Consider the following 23,244-nt stretch of genomic DNA (forward strand, 5'->3'; position numbering starts at 1 on the left):
CCTTTTCCTGCTCTTTGCCCATTTTCTACAATAGAAGACAATATTTTCGGGGAAATATCTTTTTGTTGTTTTTTGGAGATGATGTCGCTGTACAGTAATGGGCTTCGTATAGAAAAGAAGAGAACAGCAAATACTACATCATTATGACGAATGTAGGGGTGTATCGTATGAGAACATTACTGACGTGTATAGTCTGCATTTTCCTTTTATCAATATTACAACCAATCGAAAGCAATGCAGCGAAGGGAAGGAAAGAGTTTGAACAAACAGGTAACGTAATTTGGGACATCCCAACACGTAAAAAAATTGTAGCTATTACGTTTGATGATGGTCCTCATGCTGTGTACACCCCTGAAATCCTTTCTATTCTTGAAGAATATAATGCAAAAGCAACTTTTTTTGTAGTCGGTTCAAGAGTGAAAAATTATAAAAGTATTGTCCGAAGAGAAGTTGGAGCAGGTCATGAGGTCGAGAATCATACTTTTACACATCATAGTTTAAGCGGAATGAGCAGTAAAGAAGTGCAGGAAGAAATACAAAAGGCTCATCACACAATTACAAGTATCACAAACCAACGTCCTACTTTTTTTAGACCTGTTGGTGGATTATATAATGACGCCGTTGTTGATGCAGCAGTTGACGAAGGATATCGAGTCGTTTTGTGGTCGTGGCATCAAGACTCTAAAGATTGGCAGCAGCCTGGCGTTGATAAAATTGTTCAAAATGTACTTTCAGGTGTAAGGCCAGGTGATGTAGTCCTTTTCCATGATGCAGGAGGAAATCGAACTCAAACAATAAAAGCGTTGCCTATTATTCTTTCTCATCTTCAAAAGCAGGGATATAAGTTTGTAACCGTTTCTCAGCTTTTACAACAAACAGGTCATGATAAAGTTCCATCCTTTTAACGTTAAAAAAGCTTCTCTTTTTTTAAGAGAAGCTTTCTTGTTTAGTTTCCGTACCAAATTTTATTTTTTTCTATCGTTTCGTTATGTTCAGGGTCCCAATAGTCTACAGAATAAGCATAGTCATAGTTCATAATACATCTGATCCCACTTCCTTGTGGATCATGACCAAGTCCAAAGTTATGCGAAATTTCGTGTTGAGCAGCTTTTGCTGTATTAGCTGTTCCTTGGTCTAAATTCACGCTTATCGCACTTCCAAATGGTTCAGAGTTATAAACGTAGCCAATTCCACCTGCATCAAAATTAGCATCACGAGTAAATCCAACCACAAAGTCGTATCCTTGACCATCCCAGTCGTTTGAAAGGTCTGCAAGAATTTGTTCACTGTTTTGTCCTGAAGATCCCCAATCTCCTAATCCTTTTACTTCAAAATCAATATTATGATCTCGATTAAATGCATCATCCGCTTTTTCCACAATAGATTGAATACGGCTCTGCCAGTCAGGATATGCTGCTTTATATTCTTCATCAGCGACAGCAAGAACTGTTACTTTTTGTGTACCTTGATCAGTTGGTGAAGATGAATTTGTCGAATCAGCTGTTTTCTCAAATACTTTTTGATCAATTATTTGTCCATTTTTATCTAAAACATTTGCTTTAACTGTTTTTTCAGTTTTAGGGTGTTCTGTTAAGTTTGCGAATTCGCGATGCTGCGGAAGCTTGTCTCCTATGTATTGAGGTGCTGTGTTCGTTTCCTCATGAGCATTAACAGCTCCAAAAGGAATAAAGCTTGCACTAAGAATAAGGGAAAGAATGAAAGGTGTTTTTTTCACGTGTTGTCCTCCTAATATAGTAAACTTATATACTACTATTCGACAAAAGGGGACATTTTCCTTTGAAAAAATACATATAATTAAATAATATTAAAATTGTTTTTACAAAAAAAGATGATATGCCTTCTTGGCATACCATCTTAAAAGACTTTTGTTGTCCAGCTTTCACAATTCCAGCTATCTGTTACAATGTCTTCATAAAATTCAGGTTCGTGGCAAATAAGCAGAACGCTTCCTTTGTAGTCTTTAATAGCACGTTTAAGTTCAGCTTTTGCTTCAACATCCAAATGATTTGTTGGCTCATCTAGAACAAGTACATTTGTCTCTTGATTAATGAGTTTACATAGCCGTACTTTTGCTTTTTCTCCACCGCTTAGTACTTCAACTTTACTTTCAATATGTTTAGTTGTTAACCCACATTTCGCAAGCGTTGCACGCACTTCATATTGAGTAAATGAAGGGAACTCTTGCCAGATTTCTTCAATACAAGTACGGTTTGATGGGTTTTTAACTTCTTGTTCAAAATAACCAATTTCAAGGTAATCTCCGCGCTCAACCTCACCTGAGACAGGCTTATTTTCTCCTAAGATGCTTTTTAAAAGCGTTGTTTTCCCAATTCCATTAGCACCAAATAAAGCGATTTTTTGTCCCCGTTCCATCCGAAGATTCAGTGGTTTTGAGAGGGGTTCATCATATCCAATAACAAGATCTTTTGTTTCAAAAATAACCTTGTTTGCTGTACGTCCTTCTTTAAAGCGAAACTCTGGTTTTGGTTTCTCAGCAGCCAGTTCAATAACATCCATCTTATCAAGTTTTTTCTGACGAGACATAGCCATATTACGCGTTGAAACACGTGCTTTATTACGAGCGACAAAGTCTTTTAAATCAGAGATTTCTTGTTGCTGTTTCTTGTAAGCTGCTTGAAGTTGCTGTTTCTTTACTTCATATACTTCTAGGAAATGATTATAATCGCCAACATAGCGATTAAGTTCTTGATTTTCCATATGATAAATTAAGTTAACAACGCTGTTTAGGAAAGGAATGTCGTGTGAAATGAGAACAAATGCATTTTCATAATCCAATAAATAGCGTTTTAGCCATTCGATATGCTGTTCATCAAGATAGTTCGTTGGCTCATCAAGTAGTAGAATATCGGGTTTTTCAAGTAGAAGCTTAGCTAACAAAACTTTTGTCCGTTGTCCACCACTCAAATCCTGAACATCTCGATCGAGCCCAATATCTTCTAAACCTAATCCACGTGCAATTTCTTCTACCTTTGCATCGATTACATAAAAATCATTGTTTGTTAACGTATCTTGAATGACACCTACTTCTTCAAGCATTTTCTCTAGCTCTTCAGGTGTAACATCACCCATCTTCTCGTACATTCCGTTCATCTCAGATTCTAGGTCGAACAGATATTGAAAAGCGCTTTTTAATACATCACGGATTGTTAATCCACGCTTTAAAACTGTATGTTGATCTAAATAGCCGACGCGCACTTTTTTAGCCCACTCTACTTTTCCTGCATCAGGTTCAAGTTGACCTGTAATAATATTCATGAAAGTTGATTTGCCTTCTCCGTTTGCACCGACCAAACCAATGTGCTCACCTTTTAAAAGACGAAATGAAACATTATCAAAAATTGCTCTGTCACCAAACCCGTGACTTAGGTCTTTTACTGTTAAAATACTCATGTTTTACACCTTTTCTTCTTGTTATTCTTAATAAATTTAACCTTTTAAAACCTTAACAATGTTTTTCTCTCTAGTCCATCTTATTGGAGGAGAAGAGAAATTAAAAGGGATATTTAAAGGAAAAACTTCTTTTTTCTTCTTGCAAAAAGAAAAACCTTCTTTTACGAAGATTCTTCAGTTGCGAAATCTCTGATTGCTTCAGTGAAACGATGAGGCTGCTCTCCAACTAGAAAGTGTGTACATCCTTCAAAAGGTAGGAGAGTGGAATGTGTAACGTGCTGCGCCATATATTGGGCAGTTTCTTCTGAGTAAAGTGTGCTTTTTGTTCCATATATAATAAGGGATGGAACCGTAATCGCAGGAAGAACATCACGATAGTCGTTTGCACTCATGGAAAGCCACATTGCTGCCATAACATGTGGAAGATTATCTTCTTTTAGATGGAAAAGTTGTTCAATTTGTTCTTCTGTTAAATAAGGAATTGTAGCTTTTATAAATGTTTTAGCATATGAAGGCCAATCTTCAAAAATAGTTGTGAGGGCAGTGAGGTTATCTTTTTCTGTAAATGAGCCATGATAAAGACCAAGTTTCCATGTTTTATCATTTAACAATTTAGGTGTCATATCAACAAAACAAACCTTTGAGATATGTTCTTGATTAAAGTGACGAAGGTACTCAAAGATAACAGAAGTCCCCATGGACCATCCAACAAGAAGGGCATCTTCTAATTCTAGATGCTCCAGTAATTCTTTTAAATCTTTGGCAAAAGTACGAAGAGATAAGCCTTGCTGAGGTTTGTCTGACTTTCCATGTCCTCGCAAATCATATGTAACAACATGATAATCATCACAGAGATGTTGTTCTTGAAGTAAGAAAGCTTCGTGACTATTTGACCATCCATGAATGAATACAATTGGTTTGCCAGTTCCTTTTGTACGATAATAAAGGCGAGTACCATCTTTTGTATGAAAAAAAGCCACTGTTATTCCTCCTTAAAGAGAATCCAAAAATAGGATTTTCTTTTATTATAAGGCAGAAGGGAAAACAATGGCTAACAATAGGTTTTAAAAATGATTATTCACTTGGCTTTGAAGATGGGGTAATTAAAATTTCTACACGACGATTTTTTTCTCGACCTTCAGGTGTATCATTTGATGCAATTGGATGATATTGTCCATAACCCCTTACACTAAACCACTGGGGATTCAATTCTTTGTTCTCAAGAAGCACTTTCATAAAGTTAAGAGCGCGCATTGAGCTTAACTCCCAGTTAGAAGAAAAGTTAGCATTTGAAATAGGAACATTATCAGTATAGCCTGCAATTACAATTTGCCTTGGCGGATTGATGACAAGTAACTTTGCAATATCTTGTGCGACTTTATAGTTTACTTGTTGCACTTCGGCACTTCCAGAAGTGAAAAATACATCATTTAAAATTGTGATTTTTAATCCGTCGTCTGAAAGAGTTGTTTGAAGCTTACCATGAAGTCCAGAATTGCTTATATATTCATCTACTTTCTGCTGCAACCCCGATAATTCTTCATTTGGACTGTTTTCTTCTTCAGTATTTGCACCTTGTGGCAGCGAATTATTAGAAACAGTAGGGGGGACAGAGGATTTTTCGTCTAATACGCCTGTTCCGCCATCAAATGCTTCATTAAAGGAGCTTGCGAACTGCTTCATTTTCTCTGCATCTATGCTACTACTTGCAAATAAAACAACAAAAAGAGCTAAAAGAAGAGTCAGCAAATCTGCATAAGGAATGAGCCACGATTCATCAACATGATCATCATGGTTTTTAGATTTTCTTTTCCTAGCCATCTGCTTCACCTTGCTGACTATCTCTTCTTTCTAATACTTTCTCACGTTCACTAATCGACAAGAATGAAACAAGTTTACGTTCAATTACAGCTGGAGCTTGTCCTTCTACAATAGACATAACTCCTTCAATCATTAAGTAACGGATATTTACTTCATATTTAGATTTTCGTTTTAATTTGTTTGCAAAAGGGTGCCATAGTACGTAGCCTGTAAAAATACCAAATAGTGTAGCAACGAAAGCAGCACTTATAGCATGACCAAGTTTATCAATATCGCTCATATCAGCAAGAGCTGCAATAAGGCCAACAACAGCCCCTAAAACACCAAGTGTAGGTGCATATGTGCCAGCTTGTGTAAATATGGATGCACCTGTATGATGGCGATCTTCCATTGCTTCAATTTCTTCTGTCATTACGTCGCGGATAAAGTCATGCGGCTGGCCGTCAACAGCTAGATTTAAACCGTTCTTTAAAAATGGATCATCAATTTCTTCCACTTTGCTTTCAAGAGCTAGTAGTCCTTCTCTTCGTGCAAGAGAAGAAAGTTCTACGAAAAGAGGAATAAGTGTTTCTACATTTAAGCTATTATTTTCTTTAAATAAGATTCCAAAGAGCTTTGGTACTTTTTTAATATCCTGTGTTGGAAAAGCGATTGTTACTGCTCCAACGGTTCCAAGCACAATGATTAGCAAGGCAGGAATGTTGAATAATACTGTTACATTCACACCTTTTAAAATCATCCCAACAAAAACAGCAATGATTCCAACAATTAAACCAATGAGAGAAGTTTTATCCATAGTATGCTAGCCACCTAATTACATTTATTAAAGATTACAGTTGATGTGCTCTTCTATTCTTTTCATCGACAGTTTTTAGAAGATGTTAATACTTTAAAAAGGAAAAAATAAAAACCCAGAAAGAGGATATCTCTTTCTGGGTTTTTGAGTTTAAGTTTACATAAATATGCCAAGTAAAAGTGTTGCAAGAATAACAGTAACTGCTCCACCGATACGAGTAGAAACCTGTGCGAAAGGCATTAAGCCCATACGGTTTGAAGCAGAAAGGATAGCAACGTCTCCAGTTCCACCAAGACCGCTGTGACAGCCTGTTACAATAGCAGATTCAACAGGGTACATTTTCATAAGTTTACCAACGAAGAATCCAGCTGTTACCATTGCTAATACAACAGAAGCACAGATCACTACGTATCCAACTGTTAATACAGCAGCAACGTCTTCTAATGGGATATAAAGTAATCCCAATCCAACCATAAGTGGCCATGTAAGGTTTGTCGAAATAAATTTGTATAAGTTGTATGTTCCATCTTCCATCTTTTTCGGAAGAAGTTGAAAAATCTTAACAAGTGCTGCTGCAAAAATCATAACGATTGGACCAGGGATATTAAGGCCAAAAGCTTTATCTAATAAACCGTGTACAAGGCTCCCTGTAATAAAGAACGTACAGGCAATTAGAAGTCCAGCACCCATAAGAGAAAAGTCAATTTTGCGTTTTTCATTCATTGCTTTTAATAATTCTTCATCATTACCTGTTTTAACAAGCATTCCTTGTCCATTTAAATGTGGTTTTTTTTCACCTAAGTTTTTCATATAACCAGCACAGATAATGGCACATACGTTACCAATAATCGCAGCTGGAATAAGCTGTGATACAAGTTCAGTAGAAGGTTGATCAAGAATTTGTGAGTAACCTAATGAAAGAGGTAAAATTCCTTCACCAATTCCTCCAGAGATAATTGGTACGACAATGAAGAAAAGTGTATGTTTTGGATCATATCCAAAAAGCATACCAACTAAAACACCAACAACAACTGCACTAATCGTTCCAACAATAAGTGGAACAGCCATTCGCATGAATCCTTGTACAAGAACAAGACGGTGCATTCCTAAAATACTACCAGCAACAAGGCAGGAAATATAGAAATATAAGAAGTTAGATGTCTTCATTAACGTTGTAACCGCTTCCATGGAAGAATCATTCATCCAACCTAGGAAAACGAATAGTGATGGAATAAACAATGACATGATAGCAGGGCCACCAATGTTTTTCAAAATCGGTACTTTCATACCAATATCCCCTAAAAGAAATCCTGCAACCATAATAATTGCGAATCCACCAATCATATCAGGCGGAAGTTGATTGTAAATTGCAGCCGCAATAACGATAGCTGAAAAAAGAACATAAAGCGGTAAAGGAAGTGGACCTACCTTAATATCCATAAGCTTTTGAAAGAAATTTTTATTATTGTTATCTGGTGAAAAAGTAACCGTTTCCATTTCTCTAGCGTTTTGCATCGTAATACCCCCTTGCTTAATGTTAATTTCATTTTAATATTGTGACGATACTTTGAACATTTTATTAAACTATTTATAAAAGTTTTGAAACTAAAAAAATAGATTTTTATCATTTGAAAAGCTACAAATTCAGAAAAGTTGTAGAGGAATACTTTGTTGATTCTAATGGAATAAAATCCTTGATAATATAAGTTTTTCACTTCTAGAAAATAGAATAAAGGTGAATGAACATAAAAAGAGGTAAAATTTAGTTTAAATTATCAAAAAAATGAAATTGCTTACATTTTGGAAGTGAATTTACATTTTTTAATTAAAGAAAATAAAGTAACAATCGATATGATAAATATAGTAATGGTGTAAAAAGTAGGATAAACAGATTTTTGAAAATAGGAGCATATACATATAGAGAGAAAGCATTGTGAGGAGGCGGTGGTTCGTGAAAGGAAAACAACGTATGAACACAAAGCTTGTGCACGATGTTGAACAATTGCAAGAAGAGACGAAAAGTTTATCTTTTCCCATTTTTCAAACCTCTACATTTTCTTTTGAAACAGCCCAGCAAGGTGAAAAAAGATTTCTTGGAGAAGAAGCAGGATATATGTATTCCCGACTAGGGAACCCAACCGTTTCAGCTCTTGAAAGAAAGATAGCTGAGCTTGAAGGTGGTTTTTCTTGTCTTTCTTTTGGTTCCGGCATGGCAGCGGTTTCTGCTGTATTATCTTCTCTTACGAAGGCAGGTGATCATGTTATATGTTCAAGTGGCATATATGGATGTACGTATACGCTTCTGGAATTTATGAAAAAGAAATACAATATTACTTATGACTTCTGCCAAATGGACACGAAACGAAGCATAGAAGGACTTATTCGTCCTGAAACAGCCTGTATTTTTATTGAAACTCCTATAAATCCTACAATGGAAATTATTGACTTGGAGCTTGTATCTTGTATTGCAAAAGCAAACCACATTCCTGTTGTTGTCGACAATACATTTAGTTCTCCATATATTCAAAGACCTTTAGAATGGGGGTGTAATATTGTCATTCATAGCGCTACTAAATATTTAGGAGGACATGGAGATGTAATTGCAGGACTTGTTGTAGGTGGAGAAGAGTGTATGAAAGAGATGAAAAAGTCTGTTCATAAAGATATGGGTGGAATTCTTTCTCCTTTTGATGCTTGGCTTTTGTTACGAGGAATTAAAACGCTTGGTGTACGTCTTGATAGGCAATGTTTAAATGCTGAAAAACTTATGAACCGGTTAAGTAAACATAGAGCAATTGAAAATGTTTATTATCCTTTTGATCCTAATCATACTCATTATAAAATCGCTAAGAAGCAAATGAGTCTTGGCGGAGGGATTATTTCGTTTGAAATTAAAGGAGGGAAAGAAGAAGCACAAGCGTTTCTTAACGCATTGTCATGGATTAAAATCGCAGTAAGCCTGGGAGATGTTGAAACACTAATTCAGCATCCAGCTACAATGACCCATGCAGGTATTCCACTAAAAGAGCGCGAACGAATGGGAATTACAAATGGACTTATTCGATTATCAGTTGGAATTGAAGAATGGCAAGATATATGGAAGGATTTAAAAAGCGCACTGGATCGTATTCAATAGAAGAAACTAAAAATGCTCTAATGTTTTTTTGAAAAAAGAGGTGACCAGGCGACATCCTCGCGATAGCTTGGTCACTTTTATGATTAGAGAACAAATTTCTACAAAAAACGAAACCTTCTTTTATGTTGTTCGTATTACATATTAAGACTTATTTATCTAAGAAATTTGGAGTACAGCAATTTGATAAAACTACTAAACTATAATACGATAAATAGGTGGGGAAATCACGTTAACGTGATTTTTGAAATGACAAGGAGGGAATCCAATGGCGATTACGCTTCAAAAAGGTCAGCGTATTGATTTGACAAAGGGAAATCCAACACTTTCCAATATCTTAATTGGATTAGGATGGGATCCTGTTCAATCAAGCAGTGGCGGAGGGCTTTTAAGCTCTTTGTTTGGAGGCGGAAATAAAGCTCCGAACGTTGATTGTGATGCTTCAGTTCTTATGTTACAAGATGACAAAATTACGAAAAAAGAGCAGCTTATCTATTTTGGTAACTTAAAAAGCTCATGCGGAAGTGTAACACACAGTGGAGACAACTTAACAGGTGAGGGAGCTGGGGATGACGAGCAAGTTTTAGTGAATTTGCAGGATATTCCATCTTACATAAACAAACTTGTTTTTGTTGTTAATATTTATGATTGTGTTCGTCGTAAACAAGATTTTGGAATGCTTAAAAATGCTTATATTCGCGTTCAAAACCAAGATAACGGCGAACAACTTCTTCGCTTTAATCTAAGTGATGATTACAGCGGAAAGACAAGTCTTGTTGTAGCAGAAATCTATCGTCATGGTAGTGACTGGAAGTTTGGTGCTATTGGTGATGGAACAAAAGATACAAACCTTCAAGAGCTTGTTCGTAATTATTCTTAAGATGTATTGAAGAAAGGCTATTTGTTTACTTTCATATAAAAAGGAGAGAGAAATTATGGCTATTTCATTATCAAAAGGACAAAAAATTGATTTAACAAAAACAAATCCTGGATTAACAAAAGTTACAGTTGGTTTAGGTTGGGATACAAATAAATATGATGGAGGGAAGGACTTCGATTTAGATAGTTCTTGTTTCCTATTAGATGCAGCTGGAAAATGTCCATCTGAAGGAGAGTTTATCTTCTATAATCAGCCAAAGCATTCAAGCGGTGCTGTTGAACATACAGGAGATAACCGTACAGGAGAAGGAGCTGGAGACGACGAACAAGTTGCTGTTGATTTACAGGCTGTTCCTTCAAATGTTGAAAAGATTGCTTTTGTAATTACGATTCACGATGGCGAAGCGCGTAGCCAAAACTTTGGACAAGTTTCAAACAGCTTTGTTCGTATTCTAGATCAGCAGTCTAATAAAGAACTTATTCGCTACGATTTAGGAGAAGACTTCTCGATTGAGACAGCTGTTGTAGTTGGTGAACTTTACCGCCATGGTGGAGAGTGGAAATTCGCTGCTGTTGGTTCTGGTTACCAAGGTGGACTTGCTGCACTTGTTAAAGACTACGGTTTAGATGTGTAAATAAAACAATTAGTCGGTGCTAAAAAGCACCGGCTTTTCTCAGAATAAAAAAGGAGGAATAACAATGTCAATTTCATTATCAAAAGGTCAGCGCATTGATTTAACAAAAACAAATCCTGGGTTAGTAAAAGGAATCATTGGACTTGGTTGGGATTTGAATCAATACGATGGCGGTGCTGGATTTGACCTTGATGCATCTGCTTTTTTAGCTGATGAAAAAGGAAACTGTCAAAATGATCATGATTTTATTTTTTATAACAATTTAAAACATCCAAGTGGTGGCGTTGAGCATACTGGAGACAACCGAACAGGAGAAGGATCAGGAGATGATGAGCAACTGGTCGTTGACTTTTCAAAAATTCCTGAAAATATTCATAGAGTAGGTATTACTGTTACTATTCACGATGCGGAAAGCCGTAACCAAAACTTTGGACAAGTCTCAAATGCTTTTGTTAGATTCGTTGATGAAGTAACAGGGAAAGAACTGATTCGTTATGATTTAGGGGAAGATTTTTCCATCGAAACAGCCGTTGTAGTATGTGAGCTTTATCGTCATAATGGAGATTGGAAATTCAACGCAATTGGCAGTGGATTTTCTGGTGGTTTAGCTGCTCTTTGCCGTAACTATGGCTTAGAAGTATAACAGCTGCTTTTCATCTAGTAGGAGGAACTGATATGGAAATTTTACACAAAATGCTTCATACCTATGCACAAGCTTTTGACTTGCATGCATGGGCGGAAGTATTAACAGACCCCGTTTCGTGGGGATTAATTGGTACACTTGTTATTTTAGAAGGTTTGTTATCTGCAGATAATGCTCTTGTATTAGCAACAATGGTCAAGCCGTTGCCAGCAGACAAGCAAAAAAAGGCGTTAACTTACGGACTTTTTGGAGCCGTATTTTTTAGATTCTTATTCATTGGACTAGGCATGTTCCTTATTAAGTTCTGGTGGATTAAAGTGTTAGGTGCCGCATATCTTGCTTGGCTTGTTATCTCACATTTCTTCCTCAATGGAAATGATGAAGGTGGAGCAAAGAAACCGGGATTTTTAGTGCGTGTATTTGGCATTTTCTGGGGAACAGTTATTGCTGTTGAATTGATGGACCTTGCCTTTTCAGTAGATAGTATTTTAGCTGCCCTTGCAATTTCTGAGAAAGTTTGGGTTCTTTTATTAGGCGGAGTGCTTGGAATTATTATGATGCGTACTGTTGCTGGATTCTTCTTACGTCTAATGGATCGTATTCCAGAATTAGAACATACTGCTTTTATATTAATTGCAATTATTGCTTTAAAAATGTTCGCAAGTGTATTTCATTATGAATTGCCGCATACTGCATTCTTTATTATTGTTATCTTAGCATTTGTTATTACATTTATTATTCATAAGCGAAATCAGAAAAAGCATCACATGGACGAAGTTGCTGCTTCAAAAGAGGACGAGTAATTAATAAAAAAGAAGGAGTCTTTATGTCTCCTTCTTTTTGTAACTCATGATTGAAGAAAGCGGTGTCTTTCACTGTATCTATTTAATGGAGCTACACTATACAATAGGTTTCTTATGATTTGGGAGGTACATCCATATGAATAAAAGCCAATTTTATTTTAGTAATAGAAAGAATGTTGTGATAGATGATAACACTAAATAAAATCAATTTAAGCAGCAATCATATTTTAAGTTCAGCCCAAGCTTGTGAAGAATGGGGAATTAACTCATCAACACTAAGGAAAAGGGTTCAAGATTTTCCAGTAGGAAGTATTCGGAAATTTGGTAACTGCTATGCAGTGACTCGCTCTGGCATGGTTGCAGTTTTTGGTCACCCTAAAAGTCCTAAAAACAAATGATAGCAGAAAGGAGGAGAAAGAATGGTTGGACAAAAAATTACTATTTCCCACTATCCGCTCCAAATCGATAGCTGGGGGGAGCAAATAGAGAAGCCGCTAAAAGAGAGACCGGGTTATAGTGAAGAAGAAGGTCTTGCATTTTCCACGATTGGCGCTCGCATTATTGGCATCACCCATGATGAAACAGAGTATTATATTAAGCTCTATGAGTTGGCTCAAAAACAGAATGTTCATATATTAAGTGAGGAGCTAGATAAAACTATTTCACAAGAACGGTTCCAAGCAATCCAGAAAATCCATATGGTTAACCAGAGAGAGAACGGATTATCCATTAACCGCTTTGTTGCTTTTTTAGAAGGTGAACAACTTATCCCCAAACATGAAAATCCGCTCTTTCATCGTCATATTCGTTTATCCTTTATGGAAGTATTAAAACACTTTGATCAACACTATGGTTTTGCACATGAGGACTTCAGGCGCATCTTTTTAGATTTAATGAAGTGGTCTTGGAATCATCTTGACTCATGGTTAAAAACATATTCTATTCTTGAGAAACCACCTTGTATTGTATGGTATGGAGATATGAATAAAAGTCAGGTGTATTTTTTCTATTATTTAGCTTTACTTGGCTTTGATATTATCATTTTCCAACCAGGCGGAGAAGATGATTTCTCATTAATAGATGAGAAAGAGACATTTACAGATGTTGTGAAACATCCGCTTAAAGGGGAAATCAAACCTTTTCCAACAGAAGAACCTGAGCGAAAAGGTACAGTTGCTTACAAAGCTTCACAAGAAATGCATCATACAATTCATCATGAAGGATCTTCCCTTTATAAACCTTGGCAATTTCGTGATTACGTGCCAACGGCTGTCACCCTTAAAACAACGTATGATGAGACATTTATTCTAGCAAAAGAGAGAGCATTTATTCGACCGAACTTTTCCGTTCAGAACGAACAAGTTCGCATTCCAAATTTATTTGCTAAAATTATGGGAGTATCACATAGTGAACGTGAATATTGGGATCGTGTTCAAACCTTAACAGAATATGAAGAAGCATCACTTGTCCAATCGTTTCCGTTCACGACAGAAATTCAAGCAAACTATCAATATCACTATCAACATTGCCTAAACCGAAATGGTGAGCTTGACGAAGAGAAGATGAGAAGAAGCAACTGGTGGAAATATGAGCATTTGCCAGAAGGATTACAAAAAGGGATAGCAACTGCTATTGCTAATACATGCAAAACAACAAATTGGCTGACAAAACAAGGAGAAACAGAAGAAGAGGCTAAGCTTTATCTTTTTACTCAAATTACATCTATTCCAACGTTTGTACTAGAATTGATGCAGAAGTTTGATTATGCGCAAGAAGTACCAAAGCTTGTCTTATATTGCAATGAAAAAAATGGCGTTCTTTCTCGTTCCGATGCAGCTCTTTTGCTTCTTTTAAATGAATTTGGCTTTGATCTTTTCCTTTATAATCCACAAGGTCATAATGATTTAGAGCTTTATCTTAACAGCGAATGCTTTGATACACACTGGCTAGATGAAATGGTGTTTGGGCAAGATTTTAAGCAACCTTCCATCTTTCGTAAAGTATTAAAATCTATGAAAAAATAGAAAGGAAGATTATCATGACAAATTCAAATACAGGATTAGTAACAACAGAGCCTGATGATCAGTTAACAGAAGTCACAGCAGATGAAACGAGGCTTGAGCTTCGTAAAGAACCAGAGGTGCAGCAGCTTGCACAAAGTATTGATTACAGAAATCAAACGGCTTTATTAGAATTCGGGAAAGAGCCTGCTGTGCAGCTTTCTCAGTTTTCAGATCAAATCTTATCAATGATGCGAGCGTCTGAGATGAATGACTCAAGTACAATGCTAAAACAGCTTGGTAAATTAATGGACAAATTTGATAAGAATGATTTTGAAGAAAAGAAAGGGTTTTTAGGCAAAATTTTTAAACGTGGCGAAAAGATGATTGATAAGATTTTCGCTAAATATCAAACACTTGGAAAAGAAATTGATAAAATTCATGGAGAAATTTCAGGCTACAAAGATAAGATGGTACAAACAACAAATACGCTAGAAGATATGTACCAACATAATATTGCATACTACTTAGATTTAGAAAAATATATTGTTGCTGGTGGACTTAAAGTGGATGAGCTTAAGTCAGAGGTCCCGGAGTTAGAGAAAAAAGCAGCAGGCGGAAACCAAATGGCATCAATGCAGCTTGATACATTAAATAACAGCATTCAAGCACTGGAAGAACGAATCTATGATTTAGAAATGGCGCGTATTGTTGCTGTTCAAACAGCGCCACAAATTCGGATGCTTCAGCGTGGGAATACAAAGCTGATTGGTAAAGTGAACTCGGCCTTTATTACAACTATTCCAATCTTCAAAAATGGTATCATTCAAGCCGTTGCAGCAAAACGCCAAAAGCTTGTGGCAGATTCATTAAGTGAGCTTGATCGTCGTACAAATGAAATGATCTTAAAAAATGCTCAAAATATTTCAACACAAAGTACGGAAATTGCTCGTATGTCTGGTCAGCCTAGCGTGAAAATTGAGACGCTTGAAGAATCTTGGAATATCATTATGAAAGGGATGGAAGAGACGCAGGCAATTGAAGAGGAAAACAAACGTCTTCGTGAAGATGGTACAAAACGCGTTATGCAACTTCAGGATAAGATGAAAAACTATGGAAAGTAAATAAAAAGCCAGACCTTCCTTCTCGGAAGATCTGGCTTTTTTATATGCTTTCTTCTTTGTTGTGTGAGGATGGCAAATTATCTACTTTTTTAGATTGACTAGAGTCAACTAAAGAGCGGAATAGAACGATAAAAATAGCTGTCACGGCAAAGAATAGGACAAGAATCCCAAGTGTAGCAAGCAGCATATTTAGCATAAGCATTCCTCCTTTTTATAGATGTATGCACGTAGTATGTTTTCTTTTCCTTAAAAAGTAAGCTACAAAGCGTTTATCTTTTAAAAACAATTAATCGTCAATAAGAAGCGCGAATATTGTTTCTTTATTTACGTTCATGATTCTTTCAATTTTAGAGAATAATTTAATAAGAAAGAGATGTTAGAGTGTAAGGAGGAGAAAAGAGGAGGGGTTACATGACATCAGAAGAACTTATCCAACAGGCAAAAGAGTTTATTAAAATTTGTTATACAGAGCTTCATAAAACAGAGGAAGAAAAAGAAGAGAGAATAACGGCAGTTGTTGAACAGATAGAGAGAAACGGCAGTTATCAACATACATTTGAAGAGCTTGAACATGGTGCACGGATGGCTTGGCGGAATAGCAATCGCTGTATTGGGCGTTTGTTTTGGGCCTCGCTGACAGTTCGTGATAAGCGGCATATAAGAAAAGAAGAAGAAGTATTAGATGCCCTTATTGAGCATATTGAATATGCAACAAACGGAGGGAAAGTTCGGCCTACAATTAGTATATTTAGAGAAGAGCAAGGGGAAGAAAAGGTTCAGATCTGGAATCATCAGCTTATTCGCTATGCAGGCTATCAAACAGAGTTTGGGCTGATTGGTGACTCCGCTTCTCTTTCGTTTACAAAAGTTTGTGAGAGACTAGGTTGGAAAGGAGAAAGAACAAATTTTGATCTTCTTCCTCTTGTTGTGAGCATTGGGAAACGAAAACCAGTTTGGAGAGAAATTCCGAAAACAGCTATTGTGGAAGTGATGATTGAACATCCTCGAATTCAACAGTTTAAGGATCTCAAAGTAAAATGGTATGGAGTGCCAATTGTATCTGATATGCGATTAGAAATTGGGGGGCTTTCCTACACAGCAGCCCCTTTTAATGGATGGTATATGGGAACAGAAATTGGAGCAAGAAATTTAGCTGATACTGATAGATATAATCTTTTGCCAAAAGTAGCTTCTATACTAGGACTAGATACAAGTCGGAATGCAACACTTTGGAAAGATAGAGCTTTAATCGAACTTAACGAGGCTGTATTGTTTTCTTTTAAAAAGCAGGGAGTCAGCATTGTTGATCATCATACAGCAGCAGAGCAGTTCCGCCTTTTTGAAGAAAAAGAGCGAAAAGCAGGACGAGGTGTAACAGGGAACTGGACATGGCTTATTCCCCCTTTATCGCCTGCTACAACGCATATTTTTCATAAACCTTATCAAAATAAAGTGCTAACGCCCAACTACTTCTATCAAACAAGACCATATGAAGGATAGAAAATGTTAATAATGAATTTTAAAAGAAGAAAAGTTTGCAAGGTGGTTTTGCTCTGAGTAAGAAAGTTTGTCCACTCGTGAGAAAGGAGAACCACCTTTTACTTTCTTTATAAAGTGTTTTATCCGCTCTTCAGCACCTTCTACTTCAAGCTCAACACATCCATCATCTGAATTTCTAACAAAACCAACTAAATCAAATTCACCTGCTTGAAGAGCTGTGAAGTAGCGGAATCCAACCCCTTGTACTTTTCCTTGGACAATAATATGATAATGTTTCATTTTATTAACCTCCTTTTATTTGATATTAACAAATCTGAATTTATTAAACATTTGAAAAGGCAAGAGGCGTTTTTTAGAGAATGACCTATGCTATACTTCAAATTATAGAAACAGTCACAAAAGTTAAAATAGGTATAGAAGTTTTAGGGAAATAAGGAGGAACAAATGACTCAAAATATTTTAATCATTGAAGATGAAGAAAAAATTGCTCGTGTAATTTCCTTAGAATTAGAGTACGAAGGATATCAATCAGATATTGCTACGAGCGGTAAAGAGGGGCTAGAGCTCTTTCAAAAAGGCAACTGGGACCTTATTTTGCTTGATGTTATGCTACCAGAGCTAAATGGAATGGAAGTGCTGAGGAGGATTCGTTCTACGGATACGTATACTCCTGTTATATTAATTACAGCTCGTGACTCTGTTGTAGATAAAGTTAACGGACTTGATCAAGGAGCCAATGATTATATTACAAAGCCTTTCCAAATTGAAGAACTGTTAGCGAGAATTCGTGCATGTCTCAGAACAAATGCAATATATCAAAAAGAAGAAGAAGAGGAACAGCTTCAAGCAGGGGATTTAACGGTTAATGAGAAGACAAGAGATGTGATTAGACGCGGAGAAGCGATTGAATTAACACCAAGAGAATTTGATTTGCTTGTCTATCTGCTTCGAAACAAGCAGCAAGTTTTAAACAGAGAGCAAATTCTCACAAATGTGTGGGGGTTTGACTACTATGGCGATACAAATGTTGTTGATGTATATGTGCGTTATTTAAGAAGAAAAGTAGACTACCCTTTTGATACACCACTTATCCATACGGTTAGAGGAGTAGGCTATACGCTAAAGGAGCAAGCTTAATGCCTATTAAGTATAAAATTTATATTTTTACAACAGTAACGTTGCTCTCGTTACTGTTGCTTGCAAATAGTGCTGTTTATTTGTTGTTTAATAAAATGACAACAGACAGTGAACTAGAACGTCTTCAAACCCAAGCAAAAGACATGGTTGGTACAATTCAACCTCAAGATAATCTTCAACAGCTATTAACAGCATACCTGCCCCCAAATGGAATGATACGCGTGATTGACGAAGACAATAAGCTTGTATCAAATACTCTAACAAAAGAAATTCATTTTCAAAAGCTGCCTGTTACGTATCAGCATGGGGAAAAAGCATTTGTACGGGAATATAATGGAGAAAAGTTTGCTGTTGTATATCATCCCTTGATTTGGACAGATGGTTCAATTGTGAGTTTAGAGATTACAACAAGCTTAAAACAAATGAGTGAAAATTTAAGTGCTCTTCGTTTTGTTTTGATTGGAACGTCACTCTTAATTTTAATTCCAATTATTCTTGCGAGCCGAACCTTAGGAAATATTGTGCTTTCACCTATCCAATCTCTTGTGCAAACGATGGAGGAAATTCAAAAGAATGGACGATTTAAAAAACTTTCATTACCAAAATCTTCGCGTGATGAGTTATACATTATGGGGAAAACATTCAATAATATGATGGACATTTTAAGGCGGAATTTTGAGAAACAGCAGCAGTTTGTGTCAGATGCTTCACATGAGTTAAAGACACCACTAACTGTTATTGAAAGCTATGCAAGCCTCCTAAAGAGATGGGGTACAAAAAAGCCTGAAGTCCTTGAAGAATCGATTGAAGCTATTCATTCTGAAGCTGTTAGAATGAAAGAGATGACAGAACAGATGCTTATGCTTGCTCAAAGCAATGAACAAGGAGATCTTCAGGAAGAAGAAGTGGATGTTGTGCACCTTGTTACAGAACTTTCACAGCGCTTAGAGCATGCCTATAATAGAACAATTAAGGTTCATAAAGGGGAAGAAAATATGACTATTGTAGGCGACTGCAATAAGCTCAAACAGCTTCTGATTATTTTACTTGATAATGGCCTAAAGTATAGTGAGAAACATTTGGATGTGTCTCTTCACAAGAAGCCAAATGGCATTACAGTTTCTGTTCAAGATTACGGAATTGGTATTCCACAGGAAGATCAAGCATCTATTTTTGATCGGTTCTATAGAGTGGATAAAGCAAGAAACCGAAAAAGCGGTGGAACAGGTCTGGGTCTTGCTATTGCCAAAAACATTGTAGAAGCTCATAAAGGAACGCTTACCTTTACGAGTGTGCTTGGAGAAGGGTCAACATTTACGATAGCCCTTCCATTTCATATAAAACAAGATTATCCCAAGAAAAGAATGAAAAGGAAATAAAATCCTTGCGGAATTTCAATCATTTATAGTTCTTTCTTACTGTTTTCTCATTTTGTTTTGCTATAGTTTTTGATAAGAAGGGAGGAACAGATATGAGAAAAAGTCTGATTGTTCTTCTTAGTTTACTCCTTATTGTCATTTTAGGATTTGGTACTTATCGTACGATTGCATCAAAAGATGAAAAACATTATAGTCAGCATGATGTAAAAGGTCTTATTACTGAAAAATATAGAGGTAAAATCCAAAGTGTCGAACATATTGGTGAAAGCTATATTGCTCAATTTCAAAACGAATCAGGAATTTATAAAGCTATTATTAATAGTGAAGATGGAGAAGTAACAGATCTTGTTCAAATTAAAAGTAGTGGAAAGACGTCGTTAACTGAAACAGAGATTAAAGATATTGCTTTGAAACAAGCGACAGGCGATATTTCAAATATTAAGCTTCACGAGGATAAAAAGAATCCTTATTATGATATTGAGGTAACAGGGAAAGAAAAAAAAGTGCAAATGAAAATTGCTAAAATGGACGGAGAACTTTTATCTAAGGAAGAGTATAAGCTTGAAACTAACGAAACAGAACAAGAAGGAAAAGATAGTGAAAAGTCTTCAATTATTAATAAAAAGAAAGCAGAGGAAATTGCTCTTACCAAGTTTAAGGGGAAAGTGAAAGAAACAGATCTAGGAGAAGAAGATGGTCTTTTGCAGTATGAGATTGAGATTGAAGACAGTAGCGGGCAAGAAGCTGAAGTTTACATTAATGCTTATACTGGCACAATTATTCGTTTTGAACTCGATAAAGATGACTAAAAAACCTTGTACACATTGTGCAAGGTTTTTCTTTCATCATGGAAATTAAATAGTTTTCTCATACGTTTATCATTTTCTTTTCCTTTTCTTATCATTTTCTGTAGGTAATATAAAAGTAAGAAAACGATAGGAGGATGAAAGTTATGAAATTCAAAGCAACAGTATTAGCAGGTGCAATAGCATTTGGCAGTGCAGCTTATGGAGTACATGCAATGGGAACAAATAGTGAAGAAGCAAATAAAAATACGCAATCTGCTAAAATTAGCATAGATGAAGCAAAAAGTATTGCTTTAAAAGAAGTTGATGGAAAAGTTACAGACGTTGATCAAGATCGAGAAGGTCCATATGTTATTTATGAAGTAGAAGTTCAAACTCAAAATGGAGAAAAAGACATTGAAATTAATGGGCAAACAGGTAAAGTGTTAAAAGATGAGGATGATCTGCTAAAAGAGCAAGCTAAAATTACAGCACAAGAAGCTGAGACAATTGCTTTAGGCAAAGTATCTGGAGAAATGACGGATCTTGACTTAGATTATGATGACCGAACAGCAAAAGTAGTTTATGAAGTTGAAGTAACTCACAACGGATTAGAGCAGGAAGTGAAAATTGATGCTGTTACAGGTGATGTGCTGCATGTTCAAAAAGATGAGGATGATCGTGATGACGACCGCGATGACGACAGTATTAATTCATCTCAAGTGAAAGTTACAGCACAAAAAGCAGAAAGTATTGCTTTAAAAGAAGTTGATGGAGAAGTTGTGAGCACCGAACTTGATGAAGATGATGGTGTAGCACTTTACGAGATTGAGGTTCAATCGAATAAAGGAGAAGCAGAAGTAACTGTTTCTGCCACAACTGGTGATGTAATAGAAGTAGAATGGGATGATTAATCTATAAGAAAGCTATAAGATCGCCTGAAATGTTGTATATAAGTTAAATAGAGGTCGAATAAAGTGGAATAATAAAATAAATTAGTATTATTTTATGGGAAATACATCGAAAAAAAGGGAATCGAGTCCAAGACTCGATTCCCTTTTTTTAACGTAAGTAACGTCTTGCTCCTGCATATTCTTCTCCATATCCAGATGTTTCAATTTTATCAATTTTCACCGTTGTGCTCGTATTAGGAGAATGAATCATTTCACCATTTCCAATATACATCCCAACATGATGCACACGCCCTTTGCCTTCTTCATATGCAAAGAAAATAAGATCGCCTTTTTGAAGATCTTCTCGTTCAACAGGCTTTCCGTGTGTTGCTTGGACAGAGGAATCACGAGGGATAGTGATACCATGGGATTTATAAAGAGTGTACGTAAAGCCTGAACAATCAAATCCATATCCAGACATTCCTGCCCAAAGATATGGCAATCCTAAAAACTGTTTCCCAGAGCGAATTAAATCATCAGCAGTTGGCTTTGGAATGTCTTGCTCTGTTTGATAAATAGAAGCATCAGATTTGCGTAGCCACTGTGCTCCGCTGTTTGGAGTGTATACAAGTAATTTGTTTTTCTTCTCTTTGAGCACGGGAAGTCTTGTATTAAAACTGATTTCTATTCCTTTCTTCTTTTCGGCAAAATCTTTAAAAAGAGATGCAGTGTTTGCTGTTACTAAAGCAAATGGACGTTTTTCTTTTAAAACGGAAAAGGAAGGGCTTTTAGAAAGTTGAGCTTTAGGCATCCAGCCAGGATAACCTTTTTCATTTCTAGGTGTTGGCTGATCATGTACCGCTACTTTGACCCAACCATTTTGTTCTTCAAGGATAGTCACTTTTGAGCCATAGAGGGCTTGTGTTTCTAAATTCCCAACAAGCCATAACTTCTCGTCATAGCTCATAGTCGAAGTCCATTTTTTCATATCAACTGGATTTGAAGTAGAAGGGACATCAAGTTTTCTTGCAATGTTTGGCTCTGTCCAAAGTGTCGCTACTGAAACATTCACAAAAGCTTCATCTTTTTTCATTTCCTTTGCTTTTGTCACAGAAGAAAAAGAAAACAAAAATAACAGAGATAAAATAAAAACCCACATTTTTTTCATAGCAAATCCTCCTCTAAATTAGACAGAAATGGAAAGGGAGTTGTGAGAAATACCAATCCCGCTGTCTTCTGATAAAATGATTTTCTCCTTCAGAATATGATGATCAACAGTTAAATCTTCCAACCAAAGCGGGGCATCAAGGTCAATCATTGTAATGTTAGGATGGGATGCTGCTACATGTGCAGCAGCAACAACGCTAATGGAAGCTTCCATCATACTTCCAATCATACATTCAACATTATAAGATTGGGCAATACTGGCAATCGTAAGAGCATTTCGTATGCCTCCAGTTTTCATTAGTTTAATATTCAAGAAATCAACTGCCTTGTTCTCAAGGAGACGAATAGCATCTCTAGTTGAAAAAAGACTTTCATCAGCCATGATAGGAGTGAAAACTTGCTCTTTGACAAACTTAAGCCCTTCAATGTCAGTAGCATCAACAGGTTGCTCTACAAGTGTAAGGTTTACCTGTTGTCTTTCAAGTGATTGAATAATTTTGACCGCTTCTTTTGATCTCCATCCTTGATTTGCATCAATTCTTAGAGAAACAGAGGGACCTACAGCCTTACGCACGGCCAAAATTCGTTCTATATCTTTTTCACCGTTTTCCCCCACTTTAATTTTTAAGATCGAGAATCCTTTAGAAATTAGCTTTTTTGCTTCATTTGCCATGTTTTCAGCAGAATCTACGCTAACAGTCATATCGTTTGTTAATAAAGTCTTTTTTCCGCCGAGTAGCGTATATAAAGGAAGACCCAACAGCTTACTGTAGGCATCATAAAGGGCAATTTCAACGGCTGCTTTAGCACTTGTATTCCCAATACACGCATTTTGGATAGCGGTTAGAAGAAAGTTCAAATCGTGAATGTCTTTGTTTACTAAAAGTGGAGCTAGTACATTTTTAATAATATCTTTGATTCCTTCAGTACTGTCTCCTGTAATAGCAACAGTTGGAGCTGCTGATCCTATTCCAACTATGCCGTTTTCAAGCTTCAAAAAGACAAACACGTTTTCAATTGATGTTACAGTGCGTAGAGCCGTCTTAAACGTTTTTTTCAATGGAATAACCTTTGTATGGAGAGAGATCGTCTCGATTTTCATTTTGTTCATCCTTTC

Annotated in this window: 24 protein-coding genes; 14 read left to right on the forward strand and 10 right to left on the reverse strand. The window is 36.3% G+C overall.

Features of this window, described 5'->3' with window-relative positions:
* Positions 1 to 167: 167 nt before the first annotated feature.
* Entirely contained in the window at positions 168 to 905 is a 738-nt protein-coding gene (locus ACK3CR_RS25005) for a polysaccharide deacetylase family protein (RefSeq protein ID WP_243515152.1), read from the forward strand.
* Between the two features lie 41 nt (positions 906 to 946).
* Here the strand turns inward: ACK3CR_RS25005 and ACK3CR_RS25010 are convergent, their stop codons facing one another.
* From ACK3CR_RS25010 to ACK3CR_RS25035, 6 genes are all read right to left on the reverse strand, one after another.
* A complete protein-coding gene (locus ACK3CR_RS25010) occupies positions 947 to 1,735 on the reverse strand; it encodes a zinc-dependent metalloprotease (RefSeq protein ID WP_243515150.1) in 789 nt (262 codons plus the stop codon).
* A gap of 140 nt (positions 1,736 to 1,875) precedes the next feature.
* Entirely contained in the window at positions 1,876 to 3,432 is a 1,557-nt protein-coding gene (locus ACK3CR_RS25015; RefSeq protein ID WP_061802420.1) for an ABC-F family ATP-binding cassette domain-containing protein, read from the reverse strand.
* A 161-nt stretch (positions 3,433 to 3,593) separates the two neighbouring features.
* Positions 3,594 to 4,412, reverse strand: a complete 819-nt coding sequence (locus tag ACK3CR_RS25020; RefSeq protein WP_243515149.1) for an alpha/beta fold hydrolase — start codon at positions 4,410 to 4,412, stop codon at positions 3,594 to 3,596.
* Between the two features lie 94 nt (positions 4,413 to 4,506).
* Positions 4,507 to 5,253 carry a flagellar motor protein MotB gene (gene motB, locus ACK3CR_RS25025; protein WP_243515146.1) on the reverse strand — a complete coding sequence of 249 codons (747 nt, stop codon included), beginning with the start codon at positions 5,251 to 5,253 and terminating at the stop codon, positions 4,507 to 4,509.
* Positions 5,246 to 6,049: a flagellar motor stator protein MotA gene (gene motA, locus ACK3CR_RS25030; protein ID WP_243515132.1), complete on the reverse strand. Its 804-nt coding sequence runs from the start codon at positions 6,047 to 6,049 to the stop codon at positions 5,246 to 5,248. The genes motB and motA overlap by 8 nt, the downstream gene beginning before the upstream one ends.
* Before the next feature lie 156 nt (positions 6,050 to 6,205).
* Entirely contained in the window at positions 6,206 to 7,591 is a 1,386-nt protein-coding gene (locus ACK3CR_RS25035) for a 2-hydroxycarboxylate transporter family protein (protein ID WP_243520982.1), read from the reverse strand.
* Positions 7,592 to 8,000: 409 nt separating this feature from the next.
* Here ACK3CR_RS25035 and ACK3CR_RS25040 point away from each other — a divergent pair, with 409 nt between their 5' ends.
* The 8 genes from ACK3CR_RS25040 to ACK3CR_RS25075 all read left to right on the forward strand — a co-directional run bounded on the left by ACK3CR_RS25040 (position 8,001) and on the right by ACK3CR_RS25075 (position 15,266).
* Complete coding sequence (locus tag ACK3CR_RS25040) at positions 8,001 to 9,185, forward strand: aminotransferase class I/II-fold pyridoxal phosphate-dependent enzyme (RefSeq protein ID WP_243515130.1); 1,185 nt, start codon at positions 8,001 to 8,003, stop codon at positions 9,183 to 9,185.
* A 265-nt stretch (positions 9,186 to 9,450) separates the two neighbouring features.
* Positions 9,451 to 10,062 carry a TerD family protein gene (locus ACK3CR_RS25045; protein ID WP_243515120.1) on the forward strand — a complete coding sequence of 204 codons (612 nt, stop codon included), beginning with the start codon at positions 9,451 to 9,453 and terminating at the stop codon, positions 10,060 to 10,062.
* A gap of 55 nt (positions 10,063 to 10,117) precedes the next feature.
* Complete coding sequence (locus ACK3CR_RS25050; protein ID WP_243515112.1) at positions 10,118 to 10,696, forward strand: TerD family protein; 579 nt, start codon at positions 10,118 to 10,120, stop codon at positions 10,694 to 10,696.
* 64 nt (positions 10,697 to 10,760) lie between these two features.
* The gene (locus tag ACK3CR_RS25055; protein ID WP_019390561.1) at positions 10,761 to 11,339 is read left to right on the forward strand and encodes a TerD family protein; all 579 of its coding nucleotides are present in this window, start codon (positions 10,761 to 10,763) and stop codon (positions 11,337 to 11,339) included.
* Between the two features lie 32 nt (positions 11,340 to 11,371).
* Entirely contained in the window at positions 11,372 to 12,142 is a 771-nt protein-coding gene (locus ACK3CR_RS25060; protein ID WP_243515110.1) for a TerC family protein, read from the forward strand.
* A gap of 185 nt (positions 12,143 to 12,327) precedes the next feature.
* Entirely contained in the window at positions 12,328 to 12,540 is a 213-nt protein-coding gene (locus tag ACK3CR_RS25065; RefSeq protein WP_243515107.1) for a helix-turn-helix domain-containing protein, read from the forward strand.
* A 21-nt stretch (positions 12,541 to 12,561) separates the two neighbouring features.
* On the forward strand, positions 12,562 to 14,166 hold the full coding sequence (locus tag ACK3CR_RS25070) for a YceG family protein (protein ID WP_488976279.1): 1,605 nt from the start codon (positions 12,562 to 12,564) through the stop codon (positions 14,164 to 14,166).
* Positions 14,167 to 14,180: 14 nt separating this feature from the next.
* Positions 14,181 to 15,266, forward strand: coding sequence for a toxic anion resistance protein (locus ACK3CR_RS25075; protein WP_243515101.1), 1,086 nt, complete (start codon positions 14,181 to 14,183; stop codon positions 15,264 to 15,266).
* A 40-nt stretch (positions 15,267 to 15,306) separates the two neighbouring features.
* Here the strand turns inward: ACK3CR_RS25075 and ACK3CR_RS25080 are convergent, their stop codons facing one another.
* Positions 15,307 to 15,462 (reverse strand): hypothetical protein, encoded by a 156-nt coding sequence (locus ACK3CR_RS25080; RefSeq protein ID WP_243515099.1) that lies wholly within the window; start codon positions 15,460 to 15,462, stop codon positions 15,307 to 15,309.
* A gap of 215 nt (positions 15,463 to 15,677) precedes the next feature.
* On the opposite strand from ACK3CR_RS25080, the gene ACK3CR_RS25085 reads away from it, so the two are divergent.
* On the forward strand, positions 15,678 to 16,766 hold the full coding sequence (locus tag ACK3CR_RS25085; RefSeq protein WP_243515097.1) for a nitric oxide synthase oxygenase: 1,089 nt from the start codon (positions 15,678 to 15,680) through the stop codon (positions 16,764 to 16,766).
* 6 nt (positions 16,767 to 16,772) lie between these two features.
* Here the strand turns inward: ACK3CR_RS25085 and ACK3CR_RS25090 are convergent, their stop codons facing one another.
* On the reverse strand, positions 16,773 to 17,045 hold the full coding sequence (locus ACK3CR_RS25090) for an acylphosphatase (protein WP_488976280.1): 273 nt from the start codon (positions 17,043 to 17,045) through the stop codon (positions 16,773 to 16,775).
* Positions 17,046 to 17,210: 165 nt separating this feature from the next.
* On the opposite strand from ACK3CR_RS25090, the gene ACK3CR_RS25095 reads away from it, so the two are divergent.
* From ACK3CR_RS25095 to ACK3CR_RS25110, 4 genes are all read left to right on the forward strand, one after another.
* The gene (locus tag ACK3CR_RS25095; protein ID WP_040060679.1) at positions 17,211 to 17,903 is read left to right on the forward strand and encodes a response regulator transcription factor; all 693 of its coding nucleotides are present in this window, start codon (positions 17,211 to 17,213) and stop codon (positions 17,901 to 17,903) included.
* A complete protein-coding gene (locus tag ACK3CR_RS25100; protein WP_430240064.1) occupies positions 17,903 to 19,282 on the forward strand; it encodes a HAMP domain-containing sensor histidine kinase in 1,380 nt (459 codons plus the stop codon). The genes ACK3CR_RS25095 and ACK3CR_RS25100 overlap by 1 nt, the downstream gene beginning before the upstream one ends.
* 92 nt (positions 19,283 to 19,374) lie before the next feature.
* A complete protein-coding gene (locus ACK3CR_RS25105; protein WP_243515091.1) occupies positions 19,375 to 20,091 on the forward strand; it encodes a PepSY domain-containing protein in 717 nt (238 codons plus the stop codon).
* Between the two features lie 143 nt (positions 20,092 to 20,234).
* Entirely contained in the window at positions 20,235 to 20,981 is a 747-nt protein-coding gene (locus ACK3CR_RS25110) for a PepSY domain-containing protein (RefSeq protein ID WP_243515081.1), read from the forward strand.
* 148 nt (positions 20,982 to 21,129) lie between these two features.
* Here ACK3CR_RS25110 and ACK3CR_RS25115 read toward each other — a convergent pair whose 3' ends face one another.
* Both ACK3CR_RS25115 and ACK3CR_RS25120 read right to left on the reverse strand, forming a co-directional pair.
* Positions 21,130 to 22,128: a C40 family peptidase gene (locus ACK3CR_RS25115; RefSeq protein WP_243515067.1), complete on the reverse strand. Its 999-nt coding sequence runs from the start codon at positions 22,126 to 22,128 to the stop codon at positions 21,130 to 21,132.
* An 18-nt stretch (positions 22,129 to 22,146) separates the two neighbouring features.
* The gene (locus ACK3CR_RS25120) at positions 22,147 to 23,229 is read right to left on the reverse strand and encodes a dipeptide epimerase (protein WP_243515062.1); all 1,083 of its coding nucleotides are present in this window, start codon (positions 23,227 to 23,229) and stop codon (positions 22,147 to 22,149) included.
* Between the last annotated feature and the right edge of the window lie 15 nt (positions 23,230 to 23,244).

The sequence above is a fragment of the Priestia sp. TRM10 genome, assembly GCF_057808375.1.

Excerpts from the sequence above, each read along its gene's own strand:
- ACK3CR_RS25005 (WP_243515152.1), top strand. The coding sequence starts at position 168 with ATGAGAACATTACTGACGTGTATAGTCTGCATTTTCCTTTTATCAATA.
- ACK3CR_RS25015 (WP_061802420.1), bottom strand. The coding sequence starts at position 3,432 with ATGAGTATTTTAACAGTAAAAGACCTAAGTCACGGGTTTGGTGACAGA.
- motB (WP_243515146.1), bottom strand. The coding sequence starts at position 5,253 with ATGGCTAGGAAAAGAAAATCTAAAAACCATGATGATCATGTTGATGAA.
- motA (WP_243515132.1), bottom strand. The coding sequence starts at position 6,049 with ATGGATAAAACTTCTCTCATTGGTTTAATTGTTGGAATCATTGCTGTT.
- ACK3CR_RS25045 (WP_243515120.1), top strand. The coding sequence starts at position 9,451 with ATGGCGATTACGCTTCAAAAAGGTCAGCGTATTGATTTGACAAAGGGA.
- ACK3CR_RS25050 (WP_243515112.1), top strand. The coding sequence starts at position 10,118 with ATGGCTATTTCATTATCAAAAGGACAAAAAATTGATTTAACAAAAACA.
- ACK3CR_RS25055 (WP_019390561.1), top strand. The coding sequence starts at position 10,761 with ATGTCAATTTCATTATCAAAAGGTCAGCGCATTGATTTAACAAAAACA.
- ACK3CR_RS25060 (WP_243515110.1), top strand. The coding sequence starts at position 11,372 with ATGGAAATTTTACACAAAATGCTTCATACCTATGCACAAGCTTTTGAC.
- ACK3CR_RS25065 (WP_243515107.1), top strand. The coding sequence starts at position 12,328 with ATGATAACACTAAATAAAATCAATTTAAGCAGCAATCATATTTTAAGT.
- ACK3CR_RS25070 (WP_488976279.1), top strand. The coding sequence starts at position 12,562 with ATGGTTGGACAAAAAATTACTATTTCCCACTATCCGCTCCAAATCGAT.
- ACK3CR_RS25075 (WP_243515101.1), top strand. The coding sequence starts at position 14,181 with ATGACAAATTCAAATACAGGATTAGTAACAACAGAGCCTGATGATCAG.
- ACK3CR_RS25080 (WP_243515099.1), bottom strand. The coding sequence starts at position 15,462 with ATGCTAAATATGCTGCTTGCTACACTTGGGATTCTTGTCCTATTCTTT.
- ACK3CR_RS25085 (WP_243515097.1), top strand. The coding sequence starts at position 15,678 with ATGACATCAGAAGAACTTATCCAACAGGCAAAAGAGTTTATTAAAATT.
- ACK3CR_RS25090 (WP_488976280.1), bottom strand. The coding sequence starts at position 17,045 with ATGAAACATTATCATATTATTGTCCAAGGAAAAGTACAAGGGGTTGGA.
- ACK3CR_RS25095 (WP_040060679.1), top strand. The coding sequence starts at position 17,211 with ATGACTCAAAATATTTTAATCATTGAAGATGAAGAAAAAATTGCTCGT.
- ACK3CR_RS25100 (WP_430240064.1), top strand. The coding sequence starts at position 17,903 with ATGCCTATTAAGTATAAAATTTATATTTTTACAACAGTAACGTTGCTC.
- ACK3CR_RS25105 (WP_243515091.1), top strand. The coding sequence starts at position 19,375 with ATGAGAAAAAGTCTGATTGTTCTTCTTAGTTTACTCCTTATTGTCATT.
- ACK3CR_RS25110 (WP_243515081.1), top strand. The coding sequence starts at position 20,235 with ATGAAATTCAAAGCAACAGTATTAGCAGGTGCAATAGCATTTGGCAGT.
- ACK3CR_RS25115 (WP_243515067.1), bottom strand. The coding sequence starts at position 22,128 with ATGAAAAAAATGTGGGTTTTTATTTTATCTCTGTTATTTTTGTTTTCT.
- ACK3CR_RS25120 (WP_243515062.1), bottom strand. The coding sequence starts at position 23,229 with ATGAAAATCGAGACGATCTCTCTCCATACAAAGGTTATTCCATTGAAA.